A 24,314-nucleotide genomic window follows, 5' to 3' on the forward strand; every position below is an offset into this window, starting at 1 on the left:
GAAGCGGTCACGCCGGGACGAGGACCGCCTCGCGGAGGAGGCGGCGCACGAGGACCAGGCGGTCGGCGTCGTCATCGAGGCCGGGGAGGTCGGCGACGTGATGAATGTCGCCGTCGAGCACGAAGTGGAGAGCCGGAGCACAGTAGGCCGGAAGGCGCAGCGTGCGATCGGCCAAGGTCAGGACCACCTGATCGGAGCCGTCGTCGTGGAGACGCCAGCGCAGCCCAGCACGAATCTTGACCTGGTCGGCGGGAGCAAGCCTCTCGGCGAACGCGAGCTGGGCCAGTGGGCGAACCGGAGCCGGGCGCTGGGCGGGCCAGGCGCGGGCACGCAGGCGGTCGGCGATGCGGATCGGGTCTGCGGTGAGCAACCACTCGCGCAAGGCCGAGACCGTGTCGGTGAGTTCCGGAGCAACCGCACTCGGGTCAGCAACGTCCATGCCGTACGGCAGGGTCGCGCGCAGCCGAGAGTCCTCAGCAGCCAGGGCAAGGAGTTCCTCGACGAACGCGAAGCGGGTCAGTGCCCGTACGCCGAACGTGAGGTGCAGGGAGCGCTCGCCCTGCGCCTCGGCCGAGTGCAGCCAGCCACGGGGCAGATAAAGAGCGTCGCCAGGGGCCAACACCACATCGAGGGCGGCGGGCCCCTCGGCGACGGCGCCCACCTCATCGGCGCGGCCGCCCCACGCCTGACGTTCGAGGGGGTCGGGCAGGACCGGCTCGTGAATACGCCACCGCTTGGTGCCGTCCACCTGGAGTACGAACACGTCGTGCGTGTCGTAGTGGGTCGCGAAGCCTCGGTTACCGGCCGGGGTCAAGTAGGCGTTGACCTGCAGGGGCTGGCACAGTTCGTCGCCGAGCCGGCCGGCGAAGCGGACCAGGGGCGGCCAGAGGCGGTGCAGGCCCTGCAGAACGAGGGTGGCGCCTCCGGCGTACAGGCGCAGGACTTTGTCGTCGGTGACCTGGTCGCCGATTTCGGCGCCGGCGCCGCCGGAGCCGGTGAACGACGCAGCGGGCAACACTTTTCCCTGGTCGGCTACCCGCAGGAAGGGAGTACGCAGCCCGCGCTCGCTGAGCAGCTCGTCCACCGCTTCCGGGGACAGCAGGTCACGAAAGCCGTCCGCTCCAGCCAGCTCGTCGGCGCGGGTGACCAGCGGCTGCCGACCCCAGTACGCCTCGGCAAATTTCGCCGGGTCGACGGCGGTGATCCGGGCGAGAGCCGAATCGATAGCCCCATCGGGAGCGGCGTGGCCCGCCGGACGGTCTTCGGTGCCGTCCGGCGACGGGTACGTCATCGCGCAGATCCTCAGGAGGCGCTGCCGTCGGCGCCACCGTCGTGGCCTGCGGGGTTCGCGCCGCCATCCGCCGGGCCCTCGCCCGCGCCGCCGTCCGCACCACCGTCGTGGCCTGCCGGGTTCGCGCCGCCGTCCGCCGGGCCCTCGCCCGCGCCGCCGTCCGCACCACCGTCCTGGCCGTTCGGGTTGGCGCCGCCATCGGCCACTCCTTCGCCCGAGGTGGCGCTGCTGCCGGTGATGTCGTCGTCGTTCAGTCGCATGATCGTCTGCCCTTCATCGGTGGAGTCACCGCGATACCCCGTTTTGATCACCACTAACCGAGGGATCTGGCGACTGTGCTGGTGAAGGGCGACGCCGTAGTTCGCCACCGGTGCTCTCGAGGGGTCTCGAGGAGTGGGCGGCCGAAGGTCTTTGGAGATCGCCGCAACCTTTGTCGGATGGCCGGTTGGCAGGCTAAAGGCCTTGATGTTGAAAGTGATTCCGGCCGGAGTGCGGGCGGCGCGTAGTAGGTGGCGTTGACCTCGACGATCGGAAACTGTTTTGCGTAATACGCCAGTCGTTTTTTCGGGTAGTCGGCGGCGGGCGAGTACCAGCCTGATTCGAGCAACGTCTTATCGCTTCATGCCGCGGTGCCGATGAGGACCGGTCCGCCGGCCGAATGGGCGGCGGACCGATCAGGAGCGGCGGGACTCAGCCCGCGCGACGCTCACGGTTGGCCTTACAGTGCACGCAGGTCGTGGCCGAGGGGAACACTTCGAGCCGCTCGACCGGGATCGGGTTGGCGCAGTTCTCACAGTTGCCGTACGTGCCCTCGTCGAGCCGCTGCATCGCAAGCTCCGCCTGCGTACGCCGGTCCAGCAGAGTGCGCAGCAGCGACGTCGCCGCATCGCGCTCGGCGGTCTTGGAGCCGCTGTCAGCCTGGTCGTCACCGGCGGCGTCGCCGATTTCGACGAGTCGGAGCCGCTGGTTTTCGGCCACGGCTTCCTCGTACTCCGAGTTCAGATCCTCGAACCGGGACTGCAACAGCGCCCGGATCTGCTGGATCTCGTCCGTCGAGCGCCCCTTGGCGGTGTCGGCACCTTTACCCGTGATGACCGCGCTGTTGACGAGCATGTGCTCCCCCTGCCCTTCCCTCTGCCCCTGCCGGTGGAACTTCCCGTGCCGGCCCGTCCGGTGTTCCACCGTGGGGTCGCCAGATACCCACCGCCGAAGATCGGAAACTCCGATCCCGCAAAAAAGTAACCGCAGCATAACTGTCAGTGCACGCTACCGCCACGGACTGCGCCAACCAGCTTTTGCGTCGCAGGTCAACCGGGGTGCCACCGGTGATTCACTCATCCGCCGAGCACCAGCGCCGGGCGGCGCGGGTCGTCCAGGCGCACCACGACGTCGGCAAACGATGCGGGGGCGACCTCGTCCGCATAGCGCGCCAAGGCCGGCAGCGTCCACTGCTCAGCCGGCTCGGTTCGCCGGGCCAGCGCGCCCAGGGAGAGTGCGAGATGGACCGTGAAGTCGAACGGCAGCCCACCGCCGAGCAGCAGCGGACCGCTGACGATGACGACCGCGTCGGGCGGCAGCTCCTGGTAGGGCTCGCGGGCCGCCCGGTCGCGAGCAGCGTCCCAGAGCCGAGTGACGATCCGGCCGCTGCCAGCCGGGCCGGCCGGATCCAGCACCTCGCGGCGCAGCCCAGCCTCGTCGAACCAACCCTCGTAGTAGGAGTCCGGGTTGGTCCGGCCGAACTCGAGGCGCAGGGAGGCCGAGCGCAGAAATCCGGCGGTGGAGATGTGCAGCGCGGGCCAGCTTCGCGCCTGCAGGGGCGTCAGCAGGGCGGCGGCCAGACCACCGGGATCGGCGGCGTCCGGGCCATCGATCGCCACCCGCACCCGCTGCCCGGGCAGCAAACCGGTGAGCCGATCGACGAGCTCACTCACGAGCAGCTCGGTCGAGACGGGACGCACATGCACCGCGAAAGCTTAGAGCAGCGCGATTCAGCACTCAGCCGAGCCCGGCCCGGAGCCGGGTGTCCAGACTGCTGGACACCCGGACAGCCGGCCGGGAGTTCCGGGGCTACTCGTGCGGGAGGACCACGATGCGGGCCTCGTCGGAGAGACGGTAGCCCACGCCGTAGACGGTGGTGATCAGCGGCAGGTGCGAGCCCATCTTGACTCGCAGGCGCCGCACGTGGACGTCGACAGTGCGCTCGCCAGTGTGTTCGTAGCCCCAGACCGCGTTGAGCAGCTGGGTGCGGCTGAACACCCGGCGCGGATGCTCGGCCAGGAACAGCAGCAGGTCGAACTCCAGGCGGGTGAGCGGCAGCAGCACACTGTCGAGCAGCACCTGGCGCGAGGCGGTGAGCAGACGCACTTCGACGCCGCCGTCGCGGATGGGTTCGGAGGCCGGGATGACCGGCTCGGTGCGGGGCTGCTCGAGGGCAACCGAGCCCTGGCCGGCTTCGACCAGCTCACGGACTGCCTCGATCAGTCGGTGGGCCTGCGGCGGCAGAGTCTCGCCGGAGAGCGGAATGTTCAGCGTCACGGTCAGGGCGGCAGCCGGCGACGGCGTGACCGCGGTGCGCCGGATCGTGGCCATGCGGCCGGATCCCAGCGCATGTCGTCCCGTACGCCCCGGCAGGGCGGTGACCGGCATGAAGAAGCCTCCTGCGTTGGAAGAATGGCTGCGCCGCAGTTCACAACGGCGATCCAATTAATGCACGCTTAAACCGCGGTCGATATTTCCGGGGGTGCGGCCGGGCGGTCAAGGAGGCATCCACACTGTGGGAAACTCGTTCCATAACCAACGGATGCATCGTGTTTTTCCGCACCCGGAATGCGATTACCGTCACGCCGGTTAACGGCGGGCAGCCGTTTCCTGCAGTTGTGAATAATCGGCGGTTTCGGCGGGGTGGCCGGGCAGCCGCCACCCCGGCACGGAAGGCCACCGCACGGTCAACACCACGGTCTCGAGCTCACCGGCCTGCCACGAATGATCGTTGCCAGGACCCCAGACCACATAGTCCCCCGGATCGCTCAGCAGCACGGTCCGATCCCGCAGTTCGATGTGGAAGGAACCACGAATCAGCACCAGCAGAGCGGTCCTCGTCTCCTGGGTGGCCCAGGCGGCGCGACGCTCGCCCGGCGGGTGCACACCCCACTTCACTTCGACGGTGTCACTGTGCAGCAGCTCACCCGGCGGCATGAAATGACCGAGCAGCCAACCCTGGTTCCGGGCACCGTCCGCCCCCGCTCGCCCGACGTACACCCCGTCGCTGACCACAGCATCCACCTGGACCCCCTCGCAGAATGCAGGGGAGATTAACACCGAGACCGGCGGGTAAGGCCGGACAAATGGATGCCGAAACGATCGCGTTCGCGCACCGGATGTTCGACCTCGCCCGATCCGGTGACGCCGGCGAACTCGCCGCCCAACTCGCCCACGGGCTGCCCGTGAACTTGACCAACGACAAGGGCGACACGCTGCTGATTCTGGCCGCGTACCACAACCATGCGGCGGCGGTGACGGTCCTGCTGGCGCACGATGCCGACACGGGGCGGGTGAACGATCGGGGGCAGACCGCCCTGGCCGCCGCCGTCTTCCGGAAGAACACGGCGACGGTGACGGCACTGCTCGCAGCCGGCGCCAACCCCGACGGCGGCAACCCCAGCGCCCGCGAGACCGCTGCGTACTTCAACCTGCCGGACATGACCGCGCTGCTAGACCGGCCGGCGCCAGTCCCACCGCAGCCGCCCGGGCAGTGACCGCGCTACGAGACACTGCGGCGTCCGCGTGGTGGGTGGGCGACCTCCTCGCCGCCCACCACGCGGACCGACACACAGCGGAGAGGAGTCAGCTGCCCGAGGTCAGGCGGCGACCGATCGCCGCGATGAGCCGGTCGAGCTCCGAGCCGAACGGGTTGTCGTGCACGAGGTACGTCCAGGTGGCAGTCGGACGCACCATGCCCGCCCGGTCCGGTTCCCAGCCCTCGGCGAGATCAGCTTCCTCGAACGTCTCGAGGGTGCGGCGCTCGATCTCGGTGAAGACGTTCTGGAACGCTGGCACGGCCGCCCGGTGAAACTCGTCCAGCGGGTCCAACTTGCCCAGCGCGCGCAGGTGCACGCCCTCACGCACCTCGGACAGCTCGGCCAGGTGCTCGGCCCACAGCCGGTCCAGATGGAAGAGCGCGATCGAGCGGGCCGCGTCGGAAAGCACGTCCTCGTCGGTCTCCTTCGCCTTCTCCGGCGACCGCTCCAACAGCATGATCGCGGCGACCTCCGAGGTCAGCAGCCGCTCTCGGCGCTCGGCCAGCGCCAACCGCTGTTCCTCGATCACCACGCTGTAGCGCCAGGTGTTGCGGTGGATCTCGTGGTTGACGCCCTCGGCGACCCGCTGGGCGTGCTCCACGGCGTAGTCGACCTGCTCGTCGTGCACGACGCCGTCCATGTCCATCCGCGGCGACGATGGCAGGACATCACCCGCGTGCCGGGCGACCAGGTCGTCCTCCAGACTGACGAAGAACACCGAGCCACCCGGGTCGCCCTGGCGGCCCGCGCGGCCGCGTAGCTGGTCGTCCACCCGACGGCTGTCGTGCCGGCCGCTGCCGATCACGTACAGGCCGCCCAGCTCGACGACCTTCTCCCGGTCCTTCTCGTCGCTGCCGCCGAGCCGGATGTCGACGCCGCGGCCGGCCATCTGCGTGGAGACGGTGACCGCGCCGAACGCGCCCGCCTCCGCGATGATCGCGGCCTCTTCACTGTCATTCTTGGCGTTCAGCACCACCGAGGGAACGCCTGCCGCGGCGAGCTGCTTGGCCAGCAACTCGGAAGCCTTGACGTCCAGGGTGCCGATCAGGACCGGGCGGCCCTTCTCGTGGGCAATCTTGATCTCCTCGACCAGCGCCTCGTCCCGGCTGTCGTGCGCGGAGTAGATCCGGTCCGGCTCGTCCTCGCGGATGTTCGGCGTGTTCGACGGCACGACCGCGACTTCGAGCTTGAAGTACTCGCGGAGCTGCTCACCAACGTGCACAGCGGTCGCCGTCATGCCGCAGACCGTCTTGTAGAGCGCGATGAACGCCTGCACGGTGATCGTGTCGAGCACCTCGCCCTCGGCGGTAGCGTGCAGGCCCTCCTTCGCCTCCACAGCCGCCTGCAGGCCATCCGGCCAGCGGCGACGCTGGGCGACCCGGCCGCGCATCTCGTCGATCAACTCGACCGTGCCGTCCCGCACGATGTAGTCCACGTCGCGGCGCAGCAGGGCCTTGGCGTGCAAGGCCACGTTCACCGCGGAGAGCTGGGCGACGTTCTCGTCCGCGTACAGGTCGAGGCCCATCTTCTCCTCGAGGGCCTGCAGACCCGCCTCGGTGAAGGCCACGCTGCGGCCATCCTCGGCGACCTCGTAATGCTTGTTCGCGCGCAGCTCGCGGACCAGCTCCGCGGCGTCGTGCACCGGGTCGCTCTCGACAGAGGTGCTGCCGGCCAACACCATCGGCACGCGCGCCTCGTCGATCAGGATCGAGTCGGCCTCGTCGACGATGCAGGTAGCCAGCTCCCGCTGCACCCGGTCCTCGACGTCCGTGACGAGCTGGTCCCGCAGGTAGTCGAAGCCCGCCTCGCTGACGGATACATACGTGACGTCAGCGGCGTACGCCTCCCGACGCTCCTCGGGGGTCGAGGCCTCCGTCACCCAGCCGACGGTCAGGCCGAGCAGCCGGTAGACCGGACCCATCCAGGTGGCATCCCGGCGGGCCAGGTAGTCGTTGACGGTGAGGATGTGCACCGGGCCGTTGCCGAGGCGGACGTGGCCGTACGCCGCGACCGTCGCGGTCAGCGTCTTGCCCTCACCGGTAGCCATCTCGGCGACCGCGCCGGACAGCAACGCCATCGCGCCGACCAGCTGCACGTCGTAGGGGCGCTGGTCGAGCGCACGCCGGGAAGCCTCCCGCCCGATCGCACAGATCTCCTCGTAGCTGGTGGCCTCACCTGCCGCCGCGGTCAGCGCGTCATCGTCGAGCTCCCGCAGCGCATCCTCACGAGCCTCGATCGCCGGCAACCGCCGCTGCAACGGCGCGATGTCAACCGTGGTGCCCGGACGCTGCAGAAACTTGCGGAACCGGCTCTTCAGCCGCTGAGACACACCCATGGCGCGATACGGTACTTCACTTTTCTGCGCGTGGGTTGCCGACTCCCGCGCGGAAACGCCGGGCTTTCCCTCCGCGGGGCGTTTGCCAGGGCCCGGCGAAGGGCACTGGGAGCGGGCGACGTGCAGGGTACGCACACACGACGGCCGATGAAGGGGGCCCATGTCTCGCCAGCTTGTCTGCCGGCCGGAGCAGGATCTCCCGGTGGCGGTCCTGCGGGTGAGTGGCGTGCTCGACGAGGTGACCGGCGACGCTCTGGAACGGGCCGTGGCCCGGAGCCTGTCCGCGCAACCGGAGTCGCTGCTCGTCGACGTCAGCGCTCTGCGGGTGGCCGAACCGTCCGCCCTGGACGTGCTCAGCTCGATCGTCTGCCGCACTGCCGAGTGGCCCGCCGTCCCGGTGGTGTTGTGCGGGGCGGAGACCGACACCGCCCGGGCATTGCAAGACTGGCCTGGCTGCCACACCGTCAGCACCGAGGAGAGCTGCGAGAAGGCGCTGGCCGACCAACAGGACGAGCCCGAGCCGCGGCGGCTGCGGGTGCGGCTGCGGCCCGTACCCGATGCGTGCCGGCAGGTGCGCCACCTTGTCACCCAGGCCTGCACGGCCTGGCAGGTCCGCGAGCTCGCCGCCACGGTCAATCTGGTCGCCACCGAGCTGGTCGCCAACGTCGTCCGACACGCCCACACGACGATGGAGTTCACGCTCGGCCTGCGGGACGGCCGGATGTGCCTGACCGTCCGCGACGGCAGTCGTCAGTTGCCCCGGCCGAAGGCTCCGGGGGTGGCTGAGGCGGGCGGTCGCGGTCTGCACTTGGTGCGGGAATTGACCGACGCGTGGGGTGTCCTGCCCGTTCCGGACGGTAAAGTCGTGTGGACGAAGCTGACCGCGGGAGCGCCTTCCTGAGCTGGCCCGCCGTGTGCGATAGGTTCTGCGGCGTGAACCCGATCGATCCCGACTTCGAGGCTCTCCTGGTCCATCTCAAAGAGTCCCGGGGGTTCGACTTCACCGGCTACAAGCGATCAAGCCTGATGCGCCGGGTCAACCGCCGAATGTCGCAGGTGGACGCGGACGACTACCTGGACTATACCGACTATCTCCAGGTGCATCCGGATGAGTTCACCGCGCTGTTCAACACCATCCTGATCAACGTCACGGGGTTCTTCCGGGACGCGGACGCCTGGGACTACCTCCGGGCTGACGTCCTCGAGCCGCTCCTCAAGGCCCGGCCCGCCGATTCGCCGATCCGCATCTGGTGTGCGGGCTGCGCGTCCGGCGAGGAGGCGTACACCTTGGCGATCGCGTTGGCCGAGGCGATGGGCATCGAGGCGTTCCGTGAGCGCGTGAAGATCTACGCCACGGACGTCGATGAGGAGCAGCTCGCCGAGGCCCGGCAGGCGACGTACGGCGAGCGCGAGATGCAGGCGGTGCCGCCGGAGTTCGCCACCAAGTACTTCGAGGCGACCGGCAACCGGTTCGTCTTCCGTAAAGACCTCCGGCGCTCGATCATCTTCGGCCGCAACGACCTGGTGCAGGATGCCCCGATTTCGCGCATCGACCTGCTGACCTGCCGTAACACCCTGATGTACTTCAACGCGGAGACCCAGTCCAAGATCCTTTCGCGGTTCCACTTCGCGCTTGCCGACGGGGGCGTGCTCTTCCTCGGCAAGGCCGAGATGCTGCTCAGTCACGGCAGCCTGTTCACGCCGATCGACCTCAAGCGCCGCGTCTTCCGGCGGGTGCCCCGGATCCAGCCGAACGTCGGCACAGTCTTCCCCGAGCAGATCACCGCCGCCGCGGGCGCCGTCGTCGGCATGGACGTGCTGCGCAACGAGGCGTTCGCCGCCAGCCCGGTAGCCCAGCTCGGCCTCACCTTCGACGGTCTCGTGGCACTGACCAACCGGCGGCTGGAAAAGATGTTCGGGGTCTCCTCCCGCGACATCGGGCGCCCGTTCCGCGACCTCGAGCTGTCCTACCGGCCGGTGGCGCTGCGTCGCTACATCGAGCAGGCCCAGGTGGAACGGCGCACGCTGCGGGTCACCGACGTCGAGTACGGCCGCAACGGCGACATCGCCCACCTCGAAGTGCAGGTCAGCCCGCTCACCAGCAGCGACGGCAGCCTGCTCGGCATGAACCTGATCTTCCACGACGTCACCGCCGCACGGCGTCTCCAGGACGAACTGGAACACGCCAACCAGCAGCTCGAAGCGGCGTACGAGGAACTTCAGTCCACCAACGAAGAGCTGGAAACCACCAACGAGGAACTGCAGTCGACCGTCGAGGAGCTGGAAACCACCAACGAGGAGCTCCAGTCGACGAATGAGGAACTGGAGACGATGAACGAGGAGCTCCAGTCCACCAACGACGAGCTCCAGAGCATCAACGACCAGCTCCGGATCAGCACCGCCCAGCTCGACGACGCCAACTCGTTCCTGGAGACCGTGCTGACCAGCCTGCGGGCCGGGGTGGCCGTCGTCGACCCGGACCTGCGGATCAGAATGTGGAACCGGCGGGCCGAAGACCTGTGGGGGCTGCGGTCCGAGGAAGTTGTCGGTGACCATTTCCTCAACCTCGACATCGGCCTGCCGTTCGAGCAGGTCCGGCCGATGCTGCGCGGTGCGCTGGGTGACGACGGCGCGTCCGGCGAGGTCACCCTGGACGCGGTCAACCGGCGCGGCCGGGCCGTCGTCGTCCGGGTGGCCTGTGCTCCGCTGCGGGGAATCGACCCCGGACGCGGCACTGAGGGCGCCATCATCGTCATGGAGGCGGACGACCTCTGACGTTTCCCCGGCGCGACCGCGGGTATCCGGACGCATCAACGGGCAGGGGGATCGGCGTGAGCATTCAGGCGCTCGTGCAGGCTGACGCCGGTCGGCTCGTCGTGACGATCTCCGGCAGCCTCGACCTGGCGACCGTCGCCACGGTCCGGATGCGGCTGATGAAGTGCCTCGCCGAGCAGCCCGACGCCCTGCTGATCAACGTTCCCGACCTCGAGGTCCGTGAGCCGCTCGCGCTCGCTGTCTTCGCCACGGTCGCCCGTCAGGCGCAGCGCTGGCCCGGCGTCCCGGTGCTGGTCTGTGGCCCGCAGCCCGAGGCGCGGCGCATCCTCACGATGGCGGCGTACCGGCGACTGCCCGTCCTGCCCTCGGTGGCCGCGGCGGAAGAGCTGCTGGAGAAGGACCCCCGGGTGCCGGCCTCCCTGTGCGATGAGCTCCTGCCCATGCTCGGGGCGGCGCGACAGGCCCGCAACGTCGCCACCGAAGCATGCATACGGTGGGACGTGCCGCACCTGATCGCCCCGGCCAGTCTCATCGCCAGCGAACTCGTCAGCAACGTCATCGACCACGCGCGCACGATCATGGACCTGCGACTCACCCTGCGCGGCCGCTTCCTGTGCCTGGCCGTCAGCGACGGTTCCACCACTCCCCCGGTGCCCGCCGGCGCCACCGTGCCGTCCGCGGCTGGCGGACGGGGATTGATGCTGGTGGCCGCCAGCGCCCACTCATGGGGGTGGCTGCCCTGCGAAGACGGCAAGGTCGTCTGGGCATCACTGCTGATCTGAGCGTCACCGCAGCTGGGCGCGCAGACCGGAGACACCGAGAATCCGAGCAACGTAAGGCTGGGCGCCGGTCACCACGACGTCGATCTCCGCGTCCGCCGCGGTCGTAGCGGCATCGAGCAGGGCCGAAACCCCGGCGGCGTCGACCAACGGAACGGCGGTCAGGTCGATCACCAGCCGGGCACCCGGCGCCGCCGTCGAGATGCCGTAGCGCAGGGACGTCCGCAAACGTTCTGCGGTGTCCCGGTCGACCTCGCCGTGCACGCGTACGGTCAAAACGGTCCCGACCTGCTCCACCGCGACCCGCATGCCCGGCATTTCGGCGGGGTTCGCCCCCTCCCAGCGCGGCGGCACGTCGCTGAGCATCGCCTCCCGCAGCCAGGCCAGCGACCGGCTCAGCATGCGCGACACGTGCATCTGGGAGATGCCGAGCTCCGCGGCGATCTCCGCCTGCGTCCGGTTGCCATAGAAGCGCATCGCCAGCATTCTGCGCTCCCGGACCGGCAACCGCAGCAGCAGCTTAGCGACCGTCAGCCGGTCATCGACCATCTCCAGGTCGCTGTCCGGGTCGCCGATCAGGTCGCCGAACTCGGCGGTGCCCTCCCCGCCGGCCGGGGCGTTCAACGATGACGGCGAATACCCGGCCGCCGACTCCTGCGCTTCCCGGACCGCCGCCTCGCTCACGCCCACCTGCGCCGCCAGCTCGGCCGTCGTCGGTGCTCGCGACAACTCCGTCGTCAGCAGCATCGCGGCATGGCCGACCTCGAGGCTGAGGTCCTGAATCCGCCGCGGCACGTGCACCCCCCACGTCCGGTCACGGAAGTGCCGCTTGATCTCACCGGAAATCGTGATGACCGCGTACGCCGTGAAGGACCCGCGCTCGGGGTCGTAGCGGTCGATGGCTTTGAGCAAGCCGAGTCGCGCGACCTGCTCCAGGTCCTCCAACGACTCCCCGCGGCCCCGATAGCGACGGGCCATCCGACCGGCAAACGGCAGGCAGACCCGGGCGAGCTCGTTACGCAGGACGGCTCGCTCCGCGGCGGTGGCGCACTCGGCCCGGGAGGCGTACTCGGCCGCCGCCGCGTCGAGATCCTCGAGGGCGCGCGCCGGTGACTGCTCTTGTGCGGGCATCCTGCTTCCCCTCGACCGGGCACGGCGGACCCGTGCAATGACACCGGGCCCCGCTCCCAGCGACGCTGATCCCCCAGCCGGCACAGACCGAAAGGCATCGACCACGATAGTGACGTTCAGTGTACGACTCGTTACCAGCTTTGTTTCCTGCTTGTCATGCCGGCGCACCACCAATGTCGCGCCGCCGAGTGACTCACCGACCGGGCAGACCACTCGGCGCGTCGTCCCCTCCCGCGGTCGCGGGGCGGCGTTCGGCCGGACCCTGCGGCGCCGCCTCATCGTCCGGGCGGCGATTCATCTGCCCCAGATCAGGCGCCTCCAGCGGCGGCCGCCCCGGGCGCGCGGCCGCCGGCGGGCGATTCAGCCCAGAAGGCGCAGCCGGACCAGGAGCGGGACGGCCCAGGCCCGACGGCGCGTCCGAGGCTGCGGGCGCGTGCAGACCGGCAGCCGCCTGTGCAGCAGCCGGCGCAGGCCGACCCAGGCCGGACGGCGCCTCCGCAGCAGCAGACGCGTTCATGCTGGGCGCCGGTGACGCAGTGGGCGCCGGACGGTCGACCTTTCCCGACGGACGCTGGAAAGCCGACGACAGGTCAAAACCACCCGACGGCGGTTCGGAAGCGGCCGGCTGGCCCCCAGCCGCAGCAGCGGGCGACACTGGGGGTGCAGCCGTTGCCGGCTGGGCCAACTGAGCGGCCACCGCCTGGTCAAGATTCGACGCTCCCCAGTCAGCTGGCGCCTCGGCCGCCGGCTGCGCGTCAGCGGATGCCGGATCGACGAAGCCGGCCAGCATGGTGCCGGCAAGACCGGACGCTGCCGGCTCCTCCGGGCGTCGGCTCTGCTGGCCCAGCTGCGGCGCTTCGAGCGGTGGACGGGCTACCGGGTCAGCATTGCGGAACGCACTCTCGGCGGTCGACGGCTTGGGCGCCGCCGGAGCGCTGTCGGCGGCCGCACCCCCAGGGGCCGCGGCCGTACGAGGCCCGGTACGGAACGCCGAATCGGCACCGGTGGTCGAGGTCGCCCGCGCTTCCTGAGGAGCGGGCGCAGCGTCAGCGGGTGCAACCTGGCTGGTGGGTGCGTCCTCGATGATGGGAGCGGCGTCCGTTGGGGTGGCCGGGGCCGAGGCCGTAGTGCTCTCCGCCGGGGCGGAAAGCGACGGGTCGCTGAGCGCGGCCAAGGCTGCTGCGCGGGCGGCCTCAGCGCGGGTCATGGCGGCGGGTGCCGCAGCGGGTGCGTCGCCGGCAGCGGCGGCTGGGATCGAGGCCGGGGCTGCGGGCTGCTCGGCGGGTGCCGCACCGGCCTGGCCGGCGGCAGGTGCTGCGGCGGCGGCCCCAGCCACCCTCGGCGGGACGGGGGCAGGCGGCGCAGCCTCCGGTGGGCGCACCGACGGGGTGAAGCGCGGCGCGTCCAGCGGACGGTTCTGCAAGGCAAACAGCGGCGGCCCGAGCTGGAGCGGGTCCATGCCAGGGTGCATCTGCGCTGGAGCGGGCCGGACGGCACCAGCGGGAGCCTGCACCGAAGGCGCCGCTGGCGACGGGTGCGTCGCCACCGGAGCGGCGCTGCCGGGGTGGGCAGCCCCCGCAATTCCGCCACCGGGAGGGGCGGCTCCTGGCTGGGCGGGCGGCGGAGTCAAGCCGGATCGCATGCCGTCGCTGGGCTGTCCAGAGCCGGGTTGGGTGAGACCTGGTGGGACCTGGCCGGGCTGAGGAAAGCCAGAGGGCACCGCACCGGGCGGGACAAGACCGGATGGAGTGGCGCCGGGCATGCCGGGTCCGGGTCGGGCGGGTCCGGTTTGCGCTGGGCCCGGCTGCGCCGGTCCGCGCGGGGCAGGACTCGATTGACCCGGACCCGACTGGGCGGGACCTGACTGGGCTGGACCCGACTGCACGAGACCCGACTGAGCGGGACCCGACTGGGCGGGACCCGACTGCACGAGACCCGACTGGGCGGGACCCGACTGCACGAGACCCGACTGGGCGGGACCTGACTGCACGAGACCCGACTGGGCGGGACCTGACTGCACGAGACCCGACTGGGCGGGACCTGACTGAGCGGGACCTGACTGAGCGGGACCCGGCTGGGCAAGACCTGACTGAGTGGGACTGGGGTGACCCGCGGGCGGGGCAACGGGCGGTGGGCTAGGGCGGGAAGCAGGTGGCGCCTGGGGCGCGGGCGGGAGCACCGCCGAAGGCGGCGCAGCGGGTGGCGGGCTGACGGTTGATGAACGGGGTCCGGCTGCGAAGGACTGCGGGACAGCTGGCGGAATCGCGCCGGCCAGCGGCGGGGCGGTGGACGGGGCGGAGGCTGGTGAACCAGCAGGCGGCTGCGACGCGGGTGGTGCGCCGGGCGGACGGGCCGGGCTGGGCGGGTTAAGGCTGGGCGGGTTAAGGCTGGGCGGGCTAAGGCTGGGCGGGGTGAGCGTGGGCGGGGTGAGGGCCGATGGGTGACCGCTGGGCGAGACCGCGGCAGGAGGCAGGGGATTTTGCGGCTGCGGGGCCTGCGGAAGCGAGTTTTGTGGCTGTGCGGTGTGCGGCAACGGACTGTGCGGTTGCGGAGCCCGGGACTGTGGGCCGTCGGAATGGGCTTGCGGCGGGGCGGCTGCTGGGATCGGGGCAGCGGCCGGACCAGTCAGTCTGGGTACACCGCCGGGCCCGGTTGGTCCGGGGGGCGCGCTCGGGTGTGCGGGGCCGCCCGACGAAGACGGTCCGGGGCGAGGGGCGGCGTGGGCAGGAGGGAAGGCCGAAGTGCTAGCCGCGCCGGAGCTGGTCGGGCCGGGCGTAGCGCCAGGGGTGGGCACAGCCGAACTGGGTGCGGCGCCGAGACCGGCCGAGCCCTGTGCAGCATCCGGGTAGGGGCCAGGGCCGGGAATGCCGGAGCCTGCAGGGGAGCCGGGCGCCGGGCCGGCCGACCCGGAGCCTGCAGCGGAGCCGGGCGCCGGGCCGGCCGACAACGCGGCGGGGTCCAGGCCGGGAGAGCCCGCCGCATTGCCATAGCCGGGTCCGTCGACGCCGGGCGTGGGACGAGGCGGGCTGATGGTCGGGGTGTCGAAGGCGGGGACCGGGCCCTGGACCGGGGGCGCGGACATGGGCGCGGAGAAGGAGAGGCCGGTTGGTTCGGGTCCGGGATCGGCCGGGTACGCGGGACGGTCGAAGTCGGGGGCCGTCAACGGATCCGGGGTGGGCGGGTGCGCGGCGCGGTCAAAGGTCGGTGGGGTCAGCGGATGGTATGCCGGTGCGGGCAGGGACGCTTCGGGCTGCGGAAAGGTAGGGGTGTCTCCGGGCGGGGCGTCGGCGGGCGGGAAGCCGGGGGCCGAGGCGTACGGGGAGAAAGACGACGTGGGTGGCGGGGTGGCCGGGGTGGCGAGCAGGTCGGCCGCGGAGGTGGACGGCAGGTAGCCGGGTCCGGGACGGGACTGCATGGCGACGGTGTCCTGTTGGACGGCTGTGGTGGGCAGGCCGAGCGCGGAGGCGCCGGGGCCGCCGCGTGCTGCCTGGACGAGGCCGGAGCTTTCGGCGAGGCCGGCCGCGGCGACGACTTCGGCGGCGTAGCGGCCGGCGGTGCAGGGGAGGGCTTCGCCGCAGACAGGGCAGATGGTGATGCCGTCGTGCGGGCCGAGTCCGCCCGCGTGTGCCTGGACCATCTCCCACGCCGTCCGCGCGAGGACGCTGTCCGGGTTGATGTATTTCATGCCGACCAAGCCCATGCTGTTCCACCCCCGTAGCTCGCCCATGCCAGGCGTTCCGCCTCAAGTTCACCGTGAACGGGGCAGCTCCGGGCCGGTTTTGCGCAATCGGTAGACGGACGGGTCCGGTGTTGGCGTTTCCCCGGGCCGGACCGGGGGCATCGCAGCGCCATGACTGACACCTCAGCGGCCGCGTCGGTGCCGGTGAGCCCGGAGAACGCGGGCGAGCGCGGCGCGGTCGTCGTCCCATACCAGGATGGTCCGCTGATCGTGCGCGGCGAGTTCACCCTGCGGACCCCGGACGGCCAGATCATCGAGCCGGGCCGCGGGACGGTTGCGCTGTGTCGGTGCGGACGGTCGGCGATCAAACCCTTCTGCGACGGTACGCACAAAGCGGTCGGTTTTCGCGCCGGAACCGGCCGGGCCGAGCCCGCACCTCGCAACCGGTAGCGGCTCACGCCCGCAGCTAGCGGCTCACGCGCGCAGCGACGTCTCCCCCGCCGCCCAGCGGGACAGGACGTGCTCTGCCCAGCGGTCCTCCAGCGTGAGGACGCAGCGGGCGCCGAAGAGCACGTCGGCGGCAAGCTCGGGTTCGGCTGCGCAGAACGAGCCACACATGTCGTACGCGGCGATCTGCTCGTGCACCGCGTCGGCCTCGACGTGCTCGTCGTAGAACCGGGTGGCCGCGGCGTCACCACCGAGGCGGCGGAGGCCGTTGCCGTAGTTGCGGTTCGGACCGGTGGACGTCATCTCATACGCGGCGAGGTGCCCGAGGAGCGCCCCGCGCCACCGCCGGTGCAGCCCGAAGAGGGACATCAGGTTGTTGTTGGCCAGGGTTTGCCAACCGACCGCGTCGACGTAGGCCCCGTAGGTGGTGTCGAGGCCGAGCGCGGTCATGGTGGCCTTGAACATCTCCTGGTGCATGCGGCGGGCCGTGCCTTGGCCGTACTCGTCGATCTGGATTTCGATGAGGGCGGCCTTGGCGGCGCCGCTGAGCCGGGGTATCGCGAAGGTGTGCGGGTCTGCTTCGCGCAGGTGGTAGACGGACCGGTGGGTGGCGAATTCGCGGAACTGGTCCAGGGTGGCGCGGCCGCGGATGTATCCGGATAGCGAGGGACCACCGGACTCGTTGGTCATGGCGATGAGGGTGCGGGGCACGTCGCTGGTGTCCGCGGGGACGGGCAGGCGGCGCAGTTCTGCCTCGAAGCGGGCTTCGAGGCCAGCGCGCACGCCGAGGAGGCCGGGGTCCCATTCCCAGCGGTCGTCGACGCCGTCCCAGCCGCGGTAGTGCAGTTCGTAGAGGACGAAGAGGCTGAGGTGGAGGTCTTCTTCGGAGTCCGGGGCGGCCACGGTGAACGGGTGCGGGTCCTGGGTGAGGGCGGCGATGACGACATCCGAGTGGGTGCCGCGGGGTGCGGGTAGTTTCATGCACCACTTCCTGGGAGAGTCGGACCGCAGGGATTCCCGGTCCGATCCCGGTCAAACGATCATGCCCGCTCCGGTGACGAATGAGACATGAAGCTGCACTCACTCACGGTTGCCAAGCAGTCGCTCTCCGTACGATAAGGAGATGGACGACACCGAACTGTTCCGCGAGCGGGTCCTCCGACACGCCGGGCCGGTCATCACCGGACGGTTCGTCGGATTTCTGCCCTCGTACACGCGGGAAGTGAAGGTTGGGCAGCCACTCGCCCTCGCGGTGTTCCTGACGGCATCGGTCGCACAGGCTCTCGGCGCCCTGCTGCTGACACTCGTCCGCCAAGGCGGCCGCGGTGGCTCCCGGCGCTCGTTCAAGGACCTGAAAAAAGGTCCCGAGTTCCTGGTCACCCCGGTGCGACTGCGCGACGAGCTCGGGCAGACGTACGAGGTGGAGCTGCACGGACAGCTGCCCCAGTCAGCGCTGCACCGTGGCGACCTCGTCCAGGCGCGCACGGTCGCCCAGAAGGATCCCGAGTTGCCGGTACGGCTGCACCAGCTGATCAACCTGGAGACGCTGCAGCCGTACACGCCGCGGATCCCGACGCTGTGGTCGCACCTCGGACCGGGACTGCTGATCCAAGCCACCCTGGGCCTGACCGTCACCGGCGCCGTCGCCGCGGCCTGGCTGCGATAAAGTCAGCGATCAGTGTCGATGAGCGGTGACCTTCTGTAGGGTGTCGCTGACGGGCTCCGCGTCCGCCGTCCGCACCAGACCCTTCGCGCGCGCCCAACGCTCGAAAACGATGGTGGCGAACGGCGGGATGGAACTCGCCAGCGCGATCAGTGTCACCCACCACCGCCAACGCCCGGCCCGCGCCTGCACCACCGTCACCGCGAGGTAAGCCACGAACAATGCCCCGTGGAGCGGACCGGCGATCTTCACCCCGATCTCGTTGTGCACCACCACGTACTTGAAGAACATGCCGGTAAGCAACAGCGCCCAACTCACCGCCTCGGCGATTGCAACGGTCGCGAACAGGGCAGGTATGCGGCGCACGCACGCACCTCCGAAGGACAGGTCGGCGCGTGCCGTGCGCCGAGGGCGGACTGGGCAGATCATAGATGTGGGCTCGCGGAAGGGTGGGTGCGCGGTGGGCGAAGAGGTCGAGAGCCGAGAGTTCTCCCGCGAGGACCGGACCAGATACCGACACAAGATCCGCCGCAGTCTCGACGTGTTCGCCGCCATGCTGCGCGAGTCGCGGTTCGAGTTCGAGCGGCCGCTCACCGGGATGGAGATCGAGCTCAACCTGGTCGACGGGAACGCCGACCCGGCCATGCGCAACGCGGAAGTGCTCGCCGCGCTGGCCGACCCGGACTTCCAGACCGAGCTGGGCCAGTTCAACATCGAGATAAACGTCGCGCCGCGACGGCTGGCCGGTGACGAGAACGCCGACCTCGAACGGGAACTGCGGGCCAGTCTGAACAACGCCGAGGAGCACGCCAAGGCCACCGGCTCGCACATGGTGATGATCGGCATCCTGCCGACCCTGCGCCGCGAGCACCTGACCGGTGCGGCGCTGTCGGCCAACCCCCGGTACGCACTGCTCAACGAACAGATCTTCGCGGCCCGCGGCGAGGACCTGGACATCCGCATCGACGGCATCGACCGGCTCGCGGTGACCACCGACTCCATCGCCCCCGAGGCGGCCTGCACCAGCACCCAGTTCCACCTGCAGGTGAGTCCGAGCGAGTTCGCCGCGTACTGGAACGCGGCCCAGGTCATCGCCGGTGTCCAGGTGGCCCTCGGCGCCAACTCGCCGCTGCTCTTCGGGCGGGAGCTGTGGCGCGAGACGCGGATCCCGCTCTTCGAGCAGGCCACCGACACCCGGTCCGAGGAGATCCGCGCCCAGGGCGTACGGCCCCGGGTGTGGTTCGGCGAGCGCTGGATCACCTCGGTGTTCGACCTGTTCGAGGAGAACGTCCGCTACTTCCCGGCGCTGCTGCCGATCTGCGACGACGAGGACCCCGAGCAGATCCTCGAGAGCGGCGACATTCCGCAGCTCAGCGAGCTTCGCCTGCACAACGGCACGGTCTACCGCTGGAACCGGCCGATCTATGCCGTCGTGAAGGACCGCCCGCACCTGCGCGTGGAGAACCGGGTGCTCCCCGCCGGCCCGACCGTCGTCGACACCGTCGCCAACGGCGCCTTCTACTACGGCCTGGTCCGTACGCTCGCCGAGGCTGAGCGTCCGATCTGGAGCCAGATGTCGTTCAGCGCCGCCGAGGAGAACTTCCACTCCTGCGCCCGGCACGGCATCGCCGCCTCGGTCTTCTGGCCCGGCCTCGGCTACGTACCCGTGTCGGAGCTGGTGTTGCGCCGCCTGCTGCCGCTCGCCCACGAGGGCCTGGAGAAGTGGGGGGTGTCCCAGTCCGAACGGGAGCGGCTGCTGGGCATCATCGAGCAACGCTGCCTCACCGGCCGCAACGGCGCCACCTGGCAGGTGGAGACCCTGCACGCCCTCGAAGGTGACGGCCTGGACCGGCAGGATGCCCTGCACGAAATGCTGCGTCGCTACCTGCCGCCGATGCACGAGAACGTGCCGGTCCACGAATGGCCGCTGCCCTAGGGGCGGTGCGCGATCGCCACCGTGACCGGCCCGATGATCTGCTTGGGCAGGAGCAGGTAGGCGCCCGGACCTGCCCCGACGAGGGCGGCCGCCTCAGCGACGCTGGGCACCCCCGCGAGCTCGGCTACCCGGTCGGACGGGTGTGGCGTGCCGGCCTCGACGAGCCGGTCCGGCGCGAGAGCCAGCAGCGGCCAAGCCCGGGCCTCGACAACCGGCGCCAGCTGGGCAGCCCGGCGGTCCAGGGTCGCGGCCGCAACGACCTGGGCCGCGCTCAGCCCAGCCCGGAGCAACGCCGCATCAACCGCCGCGTCCACCACCGCCGCCGGCACACCGGGCCGCACACCGATCCCGACAACGACGCCGGGCAAAGCAGCCGGTTCGGCGGCGGAAGGCGGCGTGATCACGCCGGGACGGCAGCTGCGGCGCAGACGACGCGGTGGGCGAGGGCGTGGTCCGCGGCCCAGTGCAGGTGTAGGTAAGAGGCGTGCAGGCTGGGCGTTGCGAAGCCCTCCGGGTCGGCGTCGCGCCAGGCCCAGGCCGCTCCCCCGGCCGGCTGCAGCAGCAAGCCTGACCGCGGATGCACCGTCGTGCGGTGGAATTCGTGGCCGGTGATCCGAGCGCCCGCGGGCAGGAGCGGGCTGTCGGACAGAGCCACGGCGTCGCGGTAGCCCAGGGTCAGCGACGGTGTCATGGCGGCCTCCGCGTCCAGGACGCCGCACATGTCGACGCCGTCGAGGCTGCGGCACAGCCACAGCAGGCCCGCGCACTCGGCGACGATGGGACGGCCCGCCGCGGCCAGGGCGGCCACCTCGCGGCGTAACGGCTCGTTGGCGGACAGCTCGGCGGCGTACACCTCGGGGAAGCCGCCGCCGACGACCAGCGCGCGGGTGCCGGGCGGCAGGGCTTCGTCACGCAGGGGGTCGACCACCACGACGTCCGCTCCGGCTCCGGTGAGGAGTTCGGCTGTTTCGGCGTACGCAAAGGTGAAGGCCGGGCCACCGGCGAGCGCGACCACCGGACGGCTCGGCACCGGGTCCTCGGCCGTGGGGCTCCAGGCGGTGGCGCTGAAAGCGGGCGCCGAGCGGGCCAGCGCGTGCACCGCGTCGAGGTCCACCGAGGCTTCGACGAGCGCGGCCAGGGCTTCGACCGACGCGAGCGCCTCCGCGCGACGCTCCGCGGCGGGGACCAGGCCGAGGTGCCGCGAGGGCGCCTCGACCGCGGCGGCGCGGCGCATGGCGCCCAGGACCGGGGTGCCGACCTCTTCGCACGCCTCGCGCAGGATCGTCTCGTGCCGGTCCGAGCCGACCTGGTTGAGGATCACACCGCCGATCCGCACGCTGCCGAAGCTGCGGAAGCCGTGCACCAGCGCAGCGACCGACCGACCCTGCGCGGCGGCGTTGACGACCAGCAGCACGGGGGCGTTGAGCAGGGCCGCCACCTGCGCGGTCGAACCGGTGTCACCGGCGCCGGTCCGGCCGTCGTAGAGCCCCATGACGCCCTCGACGACCGCGAGGTCCGTGCCGGCGGAGCCGTGTGCGAACAGCGGCCCGATCCGGTCCTCGCCGACCATGACCGGGTCCAGGTTGCGGCCGGGCCGACCGGCGGCGAGCGCGTGATAGCCGGGATCGATGTAGTCCGGCCCGACCTTGAAGGGCGCGACGGACAGACCCCGTTTTGCGTACGCCGCCAGCAGGCCCGTCGCAACAGTGGTCTTCCCGTGTCCCGAGGCGGGCGCGGCGATGACGATCCGGGGGATCACCACTCGATGCCTTTCTGGCCCTTCCGGCCGGCGTCCATCGGGTGCTTGACCTTGGTCATCTCGGTGACCAGATCGGCCGCCGCGAGGAGGTCGGGGTGGGCGTCGCGACCGGTGATGACCACGTGCTGGGTGCCGGGCCGGTCCCGCAGGGTGGCGACCACGTCCGCGACGTCGACCCAGCCCCACTTCATCGGATAGGTGAACTCGTCGAGCACATAGAAGGTGTGCGTCTCGGCGGCGAGGTCGCGCTTGATCTGGGCCCACCCTTCGGCGGCCTCGGCGGCGTGGTCCCGTTCGGTGCCGGCGCGCTGGATCCAGGACCAGCCCTCGCCCATCTTGTGCCACGCGACCGGCGCGCCACCGTCCACCGCGCCCAGGGCTTTGAGGGCGGTTTCCTCGCCGACCTTCCACTTCTCGCTCTTCACGAACTGGAAGACGCCGACCGGCCAGCCCGCGCTCCACGCCCGCAGCGCCATGCCGAACGCGGCGGTGGACTTGCCCTTGCCGTGTCCGGTGTGCACGGCGAGGACGGCTTGGCGGCGACGCTGGCGGGTGGTGAGGCCGTCGTTCGGCACCGAGGTGACCTGTCCCTGCGGCATCAGGCAGCCCTCCGGTGGGATCCGTGGGCGCCCGGCCCGTTGGCAGCGAGTGCGTCCAACGGCATGACGTCGGCGTGCAGGGCGGCGGCCAGGCGGCGGGCCAGGCCCAACCGCACCGGGCCGGACTCGCAGTCGACCACGACGGTCGCGACCCCGGCGAGGGCGGGCGCGACCTCGACCGGGTCGCCGCCGCTGGTGGCTCGCCCGTCGGTGACGACCACCAGCAACGGGCGGCGGCGCGGATCGCGGCGGCGCTCGGTGGCGCTGGTGGCGGCGGCCTGCCGCAGCCCGGCCGCGAGGGGGGTGCGGCCCCCGGTCCGTAGGCTCGCGAGGCGCAGCACACCGACCTCGTGGCTGGAGGTCGGTGGCAACACCTGCTCGGCCGTGGAGCCCCGGAAGGTGATCATGCCAATCCGGTCCCGGCGCTGGTACGCGTCGCGCAGCAGCGACAGCACAGCGGTCTTGACCACAGTCATCCGCTGACGGGCCGCCATCGAGCCGGAGGCGTCGACCACGAACAGGACCAGGTTGGCCTCCCGCCCGACGTGCACCGCCTCACGCAGGTCACGCGGCTGCACGCAGGAGACGGCCCGCAACGACCCGGGAACGGGTGTCGCGGTGGCCCGCCGGTGCAGGGCTGCCCGGAGCGTGGCCGGCAGGTGCGGCGCCCCGGCCAGCTTGCCGTGCGGCACCCGGGAGCCGACCACGCGGCCGCGGCGCGCAAAGGCCGGTGAGCGTCGACCGGCGTGGCCGCCTTCACCGCGCGCGCCGATGCGGAATGTGCGCGGCCGGTACGCCGTTCCCGCCTGCGCCGCACCGCCGGCGGCTTGCCCAGGCTTGTCCTCAGTGTGCTCCCGCGGATCCGCGGCGTCCCGCGGATCCCGGTCGGCTGCGGGCTCCGGACCACGGTCATCCGCACCACCGCCGGGGTCGGCACCCGCAGCACCGCTGCCGGGACCGCTACCACCGGGCTCGCCCTGGTCAGGACCGTTGTCTGGACCGTTGTTGTCGGGCCCACCACCGTTGTCGGGCCCACCGTCCGGGCTGCCGCCGTCGGGCCCGCCGTCCGGGTCGTCGTCGGACTCCGGCGGGGCCTCCGCGTCGGCCTGCTCGAGGGCCTCTTCGAGGCGCTGCTCATCGGTGCCGGGCGGGTCCAGCGGGTCCTTGCGGCGGCGGTGCGGCAGGGCCAGCCGGGCGGCGTCGCGAATGTCGTCGGCCGTGACCCGGTCCCGGCCGTGCCAGGCGGCAAGGGCCACCGCGCACCGGGCCACCACGATGTCGGCGCGCATGCCGTCCACCCCGTACGCGAGACACACCCGGGCAATCCGGTCCAGCTCGGCGTCCGGCAGGTGCACCGCGGGCAGGGCGGCCCGCGCGGTCACAATCCGCGCGGCGAGAGCTTCCTCGGCGGCACCGAAGCTGGCCGCGAACCCGGCCGGGTCTGCCTCGTACGCCAGCCGTCGCCGGACGACCTCAGCCCGCTGCACCGCGTCCCGAGGGGCCGCCACGGTCACCACCAGCCCGAACCGGTCGACGAGCTGCGGCCGCGGCTCGCCCTCTTCCGGGTTCATCGTGCCCACCAGCAGGAACCGGGAGGCGTGCTTGACCGACACGCCGTCGCGCTCGACATGTGCCCGGCCCATCGCCGCCGCATCCAGCAGCAGGTCCACCAGGTGGTCGGGCAGCAGGTTGACCTCATCGACATAGAGGGCGCCCCGGTGTGCCGCGGCCAGCAGACCCGGCTCGTACGCCTTGACACCGTCTGCGAGCGCACGCTGGATGTCGAGCGTGCCCACCACCCGGTCCTCGGTGGCGCCGACCGGGAGCTCGACCAACGCGGCGGGCCGGTGCCCGTGCGGAGCGTCGGCCTCGTGCGGGCCGTCTGGGCAGCCGGAGTCGGGCGCCGTCGGGTCGCAGGCGAACCGGCAGCCCCGGACGACGTCGACTTCGGGCAGCAACGCGGCGAGGGCGCGCACGACGGTGCTCTTGGCGGTGCCCTTCTCGCCGCGGACGAGCACCCCGCCGACGGCCGGAGACACCGCCGTGAGCAGCAGGGCAAGGCGCAGATCGTCGAGCCCGACGACGGCGGAGAACGGGTACGGCGTCACGCCACGATCCTTCCC

Annotated in this window: 23 protein-coding genes and 1 pseudogene; 8 read left to right on the forward strand and 16 right to left on the reverse strand. The window is 71.2% G+C overall.

Annotated features, from left to right (window positions below; translation table 11 throughout):
* Positions 1-7: 7 nt before the first annotated feature.
* The 7 genes and pseudogenes from ACIA1L_RS24265 to ACIA1L_RS24295 all read right to left on the reverse strand — a co-directional run bounded on the left by ACIA1L_RS24265 (position 8) and on the right by ACIA1L_RS24295 (position 4,573).
* Positions 8-1,291: a cupin domain-containing protein gene (locus ACIA1L_RS24265; RefSeq protein WP_396075184.1), complete on the reverse strand. Its 1,284-nt coding sequence runs from the start codon at positions 1,289-1,291 to the stop codon at positions 8-10.
* A gap of 11 nt (positions 1,292-1,302) precedes the next feature.
* Positions 1,303-1,551, reverse strand: a complete 249-nt coding sequence (locus tag ACIA1L_RS24270) for a BatC protein (RefSeq protein WP_396075396.1) — start codon at positions 1,549-1,551, stop codon at positions 1,303-1,305.
* A gap of 126 nt (positions 1,552-1,677) precedes the next feature.
* Positions 1,678-1,898: pseudogene (locus ACIA1L_RS24275) on the reverse strand (DUF72 domain-containing protein); the annotation flags it as partial.
* A gap of 83 nt (positions 1,899-1,981) precedes the next feature.
* A complete protein-coding gene (locus tag ACIA1L_RS24280) occupies positions 1,982-2,404 on the reverse strand; it encodes a TraR/DksA family transcriptional regulator (RefSeq protein ID WP_396075185.1) in 423 nt (140 codons plus the stop codon).
* 221 nt (positions 2,405-2,625) lie between these two features.
* Complete coding sequence (locus ACIA1L_RS24285) at positions 2,626-3,255, reverse strand: uridine kinase (RefSeq protein WP_396075186.1); 630 nt, start codon at positions 3,253-3,255, stop codon at positions 2,626-2,628.
* 103 nt (positions 3,256-3,358) lie between these two features.
* Positions 3,359-3,826, reverse strand: a complete 468-nt coding sequence (locus tag ACIA1L_RS24290; protein WP_396075397.1) for a winged helix-turn-helix domain-containing protein — start codon at positions 3,824-3,826, stop codon at positions 3,359-3,361.
* 312 nt (positions 3,827-4,138) lie between these two features.
* Positions 4,139-4,573, reverse strand: coding sequence for a signal peptidase I (locus ACIA1L_RS24295; RefSeq protein WP_396075187.1), 435 nt, complete (start codon positions 4,571-4,573; stop codon positions 4,139-4,141).
* A 62-nt stretch (positions 4,574-4,635) separates the two neighbouring features.
* On the opposite strand from ACIA1L_RS24295, the gene ACIA1L_RS24300 reads away from it, so the two are divergent.
* On the forward strand, positions 4,636-5,046 hold the full coding sequence (locus ACIA1L_RS24300; protein ID WP_396075188.1) for an ankyrin repeat domain-containing protein: 411 nt from the start codon (positions 4,636-4,638) through the stop codon (positions 5,044-5,046).
* Between the two features lie 88 nt (positions 5,047-5,134).
* Here ACIA1L_RS24300 and secA2 read toward each other — a convergent pair whose 3' ends face one another.
* The gene (secA2, locus tag ACIA1L_RS24305; RefSeq protein WP_396075189.1) at positions 5,135-7,423 is read right to left on the reverse strand and encodes an accessory Sec system translocase SecA2; all 2,289 of its coding nucleotides are present in this window, start codon (positions 7,421-7,423) and stop codon (positions 5,135-5,137) included.
* A gap of 160 nt (positions 7,424-7,583) precedes the next feature.
* Here secA2 and ACIA1L_RS24310 point away from each other — a divergent pair, with 160 nt between their 5' ends.
* From ACIA1L_RS24310 to ACIA1L_RS24320, 3 genes are read left to right on the forward strand one after another with little or no spacing between them, the layout of a single operon-like run.
* Positions 7,584-8,324: an ATP-binding protein gene (locus ACIA1L_RS24310; protein WP_396075190.1), complete on the forward strand. Its 741-nt coding sequence runs from the start codon at positions 7,584-7,586 to the stop codon at positions 8,322-8,324.
* A gap of 32 nt (positions 8,325-8,356) precedes the next feature.
* Positions 8,357-10,198, forward strand: coding sequence for a CheR family methyltransferase (locus ACIA1L_RS24315; protein ID WP_396075191.1), 1,842 nt, complete (start codon positions 8,357-8,359; stop codon positions 10,196-10,198).
* Positions 10,199-10,254: 56 nt separating this feature from the next.
* Positions 10,255-10,980 carry an STAS domain-containing protein gene (locus tag ACIA1L_RS24320; RefSeq protein ID WP_396075192.1) on the forward strand — a complete coding sequence of 242 codons (726 nt, stop codon included), beginning with the start codon at positions 10,255-10,257 and terminating at the stop codon, positions 10,978-10,980.
* Positions 10,981-10,983: 3 nt separating this feature from the next.
* On the opposite strand, the gene ACIA1L_RS24325 is transcribed toward ACIA1L_RS24320, so the two are convergent.
* Positions 10,984-12,108, reverse strand: a complete 1,125-nt coding sequence (locus tag ACIA1L_RS24325; RefSeq protein WP_396075193.1) for a SigB/SigF/SigG family RNA polymerase sigma factor — start codon at positions 12,106-12,108, stop codon at positions 10,984-10,986.
* A 193-nt stretch (positions 12,109-12,301) separates the two neighbouring features.
* Positions 12,302-13,567 (reverse strand): hypothetical protein, encoded by a 1,266-nt coding sequence (locus ACIA1L_RS24330; protein ID WP_396075194.1) that lies wholly within the window; start codon positions 13,565-13,567, stop codon positions 12,302-12,304.
* 420 nt (positions 13,568-13,987) lie between these two features.
* On the opposite strand from ACIA1L_RS24330, the gene ACIA1L_RS24335 reads away from it, so the two are divergent.
* Together ACIA1L_RS24335 and ACIA1L_RS24340 are read left to right on the forward strand one after the other, a co-directional pair.
* On the forward strand, positions 13,988-14,092 hold the full coding sequence (locus ACIA1L_RS24335; protein WP_396075398.1) for a pentapeptide repeat-containing protein: 105 nt from the start codon (positions 13,988-13,990) through the stop codon (positions 14,090-14,092).
* Between the two features lie 1,866 nt (positions 14,093-15,958).
* Positions 15,959-16,237, forward strand: a complete 279-nt coding sequence (locus tag ACIA1L_RS24340) for a CDGSH iron-sulfur domain-containing protein (protein ID WP_396075195.1) — start codon at positions 15,959-15,961, stop codon at positions 16,235-16,237.
* A gap of 24 nt (positions 16,238-16,261) precedes the next feature.
* On the opposite strand, the gene ACIA1L_RS24345 is transcribed toward ACIA1L_RS24340, so the two are convergent.
* Positions 16,262-17,215: an iron-containing redox enzyme family protein gene (locus ACIA1L_RS24345; protein WP_396075196.1), complete on the reverse strand. Its 954-nt coding sequence runs from the start codon at positions 17,213-17,215 to the stop codon at positions 16,262-16,264.
* Positions 17,216-17,357: 142 nt separating this feature from the next.
* Between ACIA1L_RS24345 and ACIA1L_RS24350 the strand changes: the two genes are divergently transcribed.
* Complete coding sequence (locus ACIA1L_RS24350) at positions 17,358-17,900, forward strand: hypothetical protein (protein WP_396075197.1); 543 nt, start codon at positions 17,358-17,360, stop codon at positions 17,898-17,900.
* Between the two features lie 9 nt (positions 17,901-17,909).
* On the opposite strand, the gene ACIA1L_RS24355 is transcribed toward ACIA1L_RS24350, so the two are convergent.
* Entirely contained in the window at positions 17,910-18,263 is a 354-nt protein-coding gene (locus tag ACIA1L_RS24355) for a DUF3817 domain-containing protein (RefSeq protein WP_396075198.1), read from the reverse strand.
* 94 nt (positions 18,264-18,357) lie between these two features.
* On the opposite strand from ACIA1L_RS24355, the gene ACIA1L_RS24360 reads away from it, so the two are divergent.
* Complete coding sequence (locus ACIA1L_RS24360) at positions 18,358-19,833, forward strand: glutamate--cysteine ligase (protein WP_396075199.1); 1,476 nt, start codon at positions 18,358-18,360, stop codon at positions 19,831-19,833.
* On the opposite strand, the gene ACIA1L_RS24365 is transcribed toward ACIA1L_RS24360, so the two are convergent.
* From ACIA1L_RS24365 to ACIA1L_RS24380, 4 genes are read right to left on the reverse strand one after another with little or no spacing between them, the layout of a single operon-like run.
* Positions 19,830-20,237 carry a cobalamin biosynthesis protein gene (locus ACIA1L_RS24365; protein ID WP_396075200.1) on the reverse strand — a complete coding sequence of 136 codons (408 nt, stop codon included), beginning with the start codon at positions 20,235-20,237 and terminating at the stop codon, positions 19,830-19,832. The two genes, ACIA1L_RS24360 and ACIA1L_RS24365, sit on opposite strands and share 4 nt — an antisense overlap.
* On the reverse strand, positions 20,234-21,592 hold the full coding sequence (locus tag ACIA1L_RS24370; protein ID WP_396075201.1) for a cobyrinate a,c-diamide synthase: 1,359 nt from the start codon (positions 21,590-21,592) through the stop codon (positions 20,234-20,236). The genes ACIA1L_RS24365 and ACIA1L_RS24370 overlap by 4 nt, the downstream gene beginning before the upstream one ends.
* Positions 21,589-22,191 carry a cob(I)yrinic acid a,c-diamide adenosyltransferase gene (gene cobO, locus ACIA1L_RS24375; protein ID WP_396075202.1) on the reverse strand — a complete coding sequence of 201 codons (603 nt, stop codon included), beginning with the start codon at positions 22,189-22,191 and terminating at the stop codon, positions 21,589-21,591. The genes ACIA1L_RS24370 and cobO overlap by 4 nt, the downstream gene beginning before the upstream one ends.
* On the reverse strand, positions 22,191-24,299 hold the full coding sequence (locus ACIA1L_RS24380; RefSeq protein ID WP_396075203.1) for a VWA domain-containing protein: 2,109 nt from the start codon (positions 24,297-24,299) through the stop codon (positions 22,191-22,193). Before ACIA1L_RS24380 ends, cobO begins: the two co-directional genes overlap by 1 nt.
* Positions 24,300-24,314 lie beyond the last annotated feature (15 nt).

The organism is Actinoplanes sp. NPDC051859 (assembly GCF_044452725.1).
In the GTDB taxonomy this organism is placed as follows: domain Bacteria; phylum Actinomycetota; class Actinomycetes; order Mycobacteriales; family Micromonosporaceae; genus Actinoplanes.

Coding starts and splice junctions, on each gene's coding strand:
- ACIA1L_RS24330 (WP_396075194.1), bottom strand. CDS start 13,567: ATGGACCCGCTCCAGCTCGGGCCGCCGCTGTTTGCCTTGCAGAACCGT.
- ACIA1L_RS24265 (WP_396075184.1), bottom strand. CDS start 1,291: ATGACGTACCCGTCGCCGGACGGCACCGAAGACCGTCCGGCGGGCCAC.
- ACIA1L_RS24300 (WP_396075188.1), top strand. CDS start 4,636: ATGGATGCCGAAACGATCGCGTTCGCGCACCGGATGTTCGACCTCGCC.
- ACIA1L_RS24280 (WP_396075185.1), bottom strand. CDS start 2,404: ATGCTCGTCAACAGCGCGGTCATCACGGGTAAAGGTGCCGACACCGCC.
- secA2 (WP_396075189.1), bottom strand. CDS start 7,423: ATGGGTGTGTCTCAGCGGCTGAAGAGCCGGTTCCGCAAGTTTCTGCAG.
- ACIA1L_RS24310 (WP_396075190.1), top strand. CDS start 7,584: ATGTCTCGCCAGCTTGTCTGCCGGCCGGAGCAGGATCTCCCGGTGGCG.
- ACIA1L_RS24340 (WP_396075195.1), top strand. CDS start 15,959: ATGACTGACACCTCAGCGGCCGCGTCGGTGCCGGTGAGCCCGGAGAAC.
- ACIA1L_RS24345 (WP_396075196.1), bottom strand. CDS start 17,215: ATGAAACTACCCGCACCCCGCGGCACCCACTCGGATGTCGTCATCGCC.
- ACIA1L_RS24270 (WP_396075396.1), bottom strand. CDS start 1,551: ATGCGACTGAACGACGACGACATCACCGGCAGCAGCGCCACCTCGGGC.
- ACIA1L_RS24325 (WP_396075193.1), bottom strand. CDS start 12,108: ATGCCCGCACAAGAGCAGTCACCGGCGCGCGCCCTCGAGGATCTCGAC.
- cobO (WP_396075202.1), bottom strand. CDS start 22,191: ATGCCGCAGGGACAGGTCACCTCGGTGCCGAACGACGGCCTCACCACC.
- ACIA1L_RS24350 (WP_396075197.1), top strand. CDS start 17,358: ATGGACGACACCGAACTGTTCCGCGAGCGGGTCCTCCGACACGCCGGG.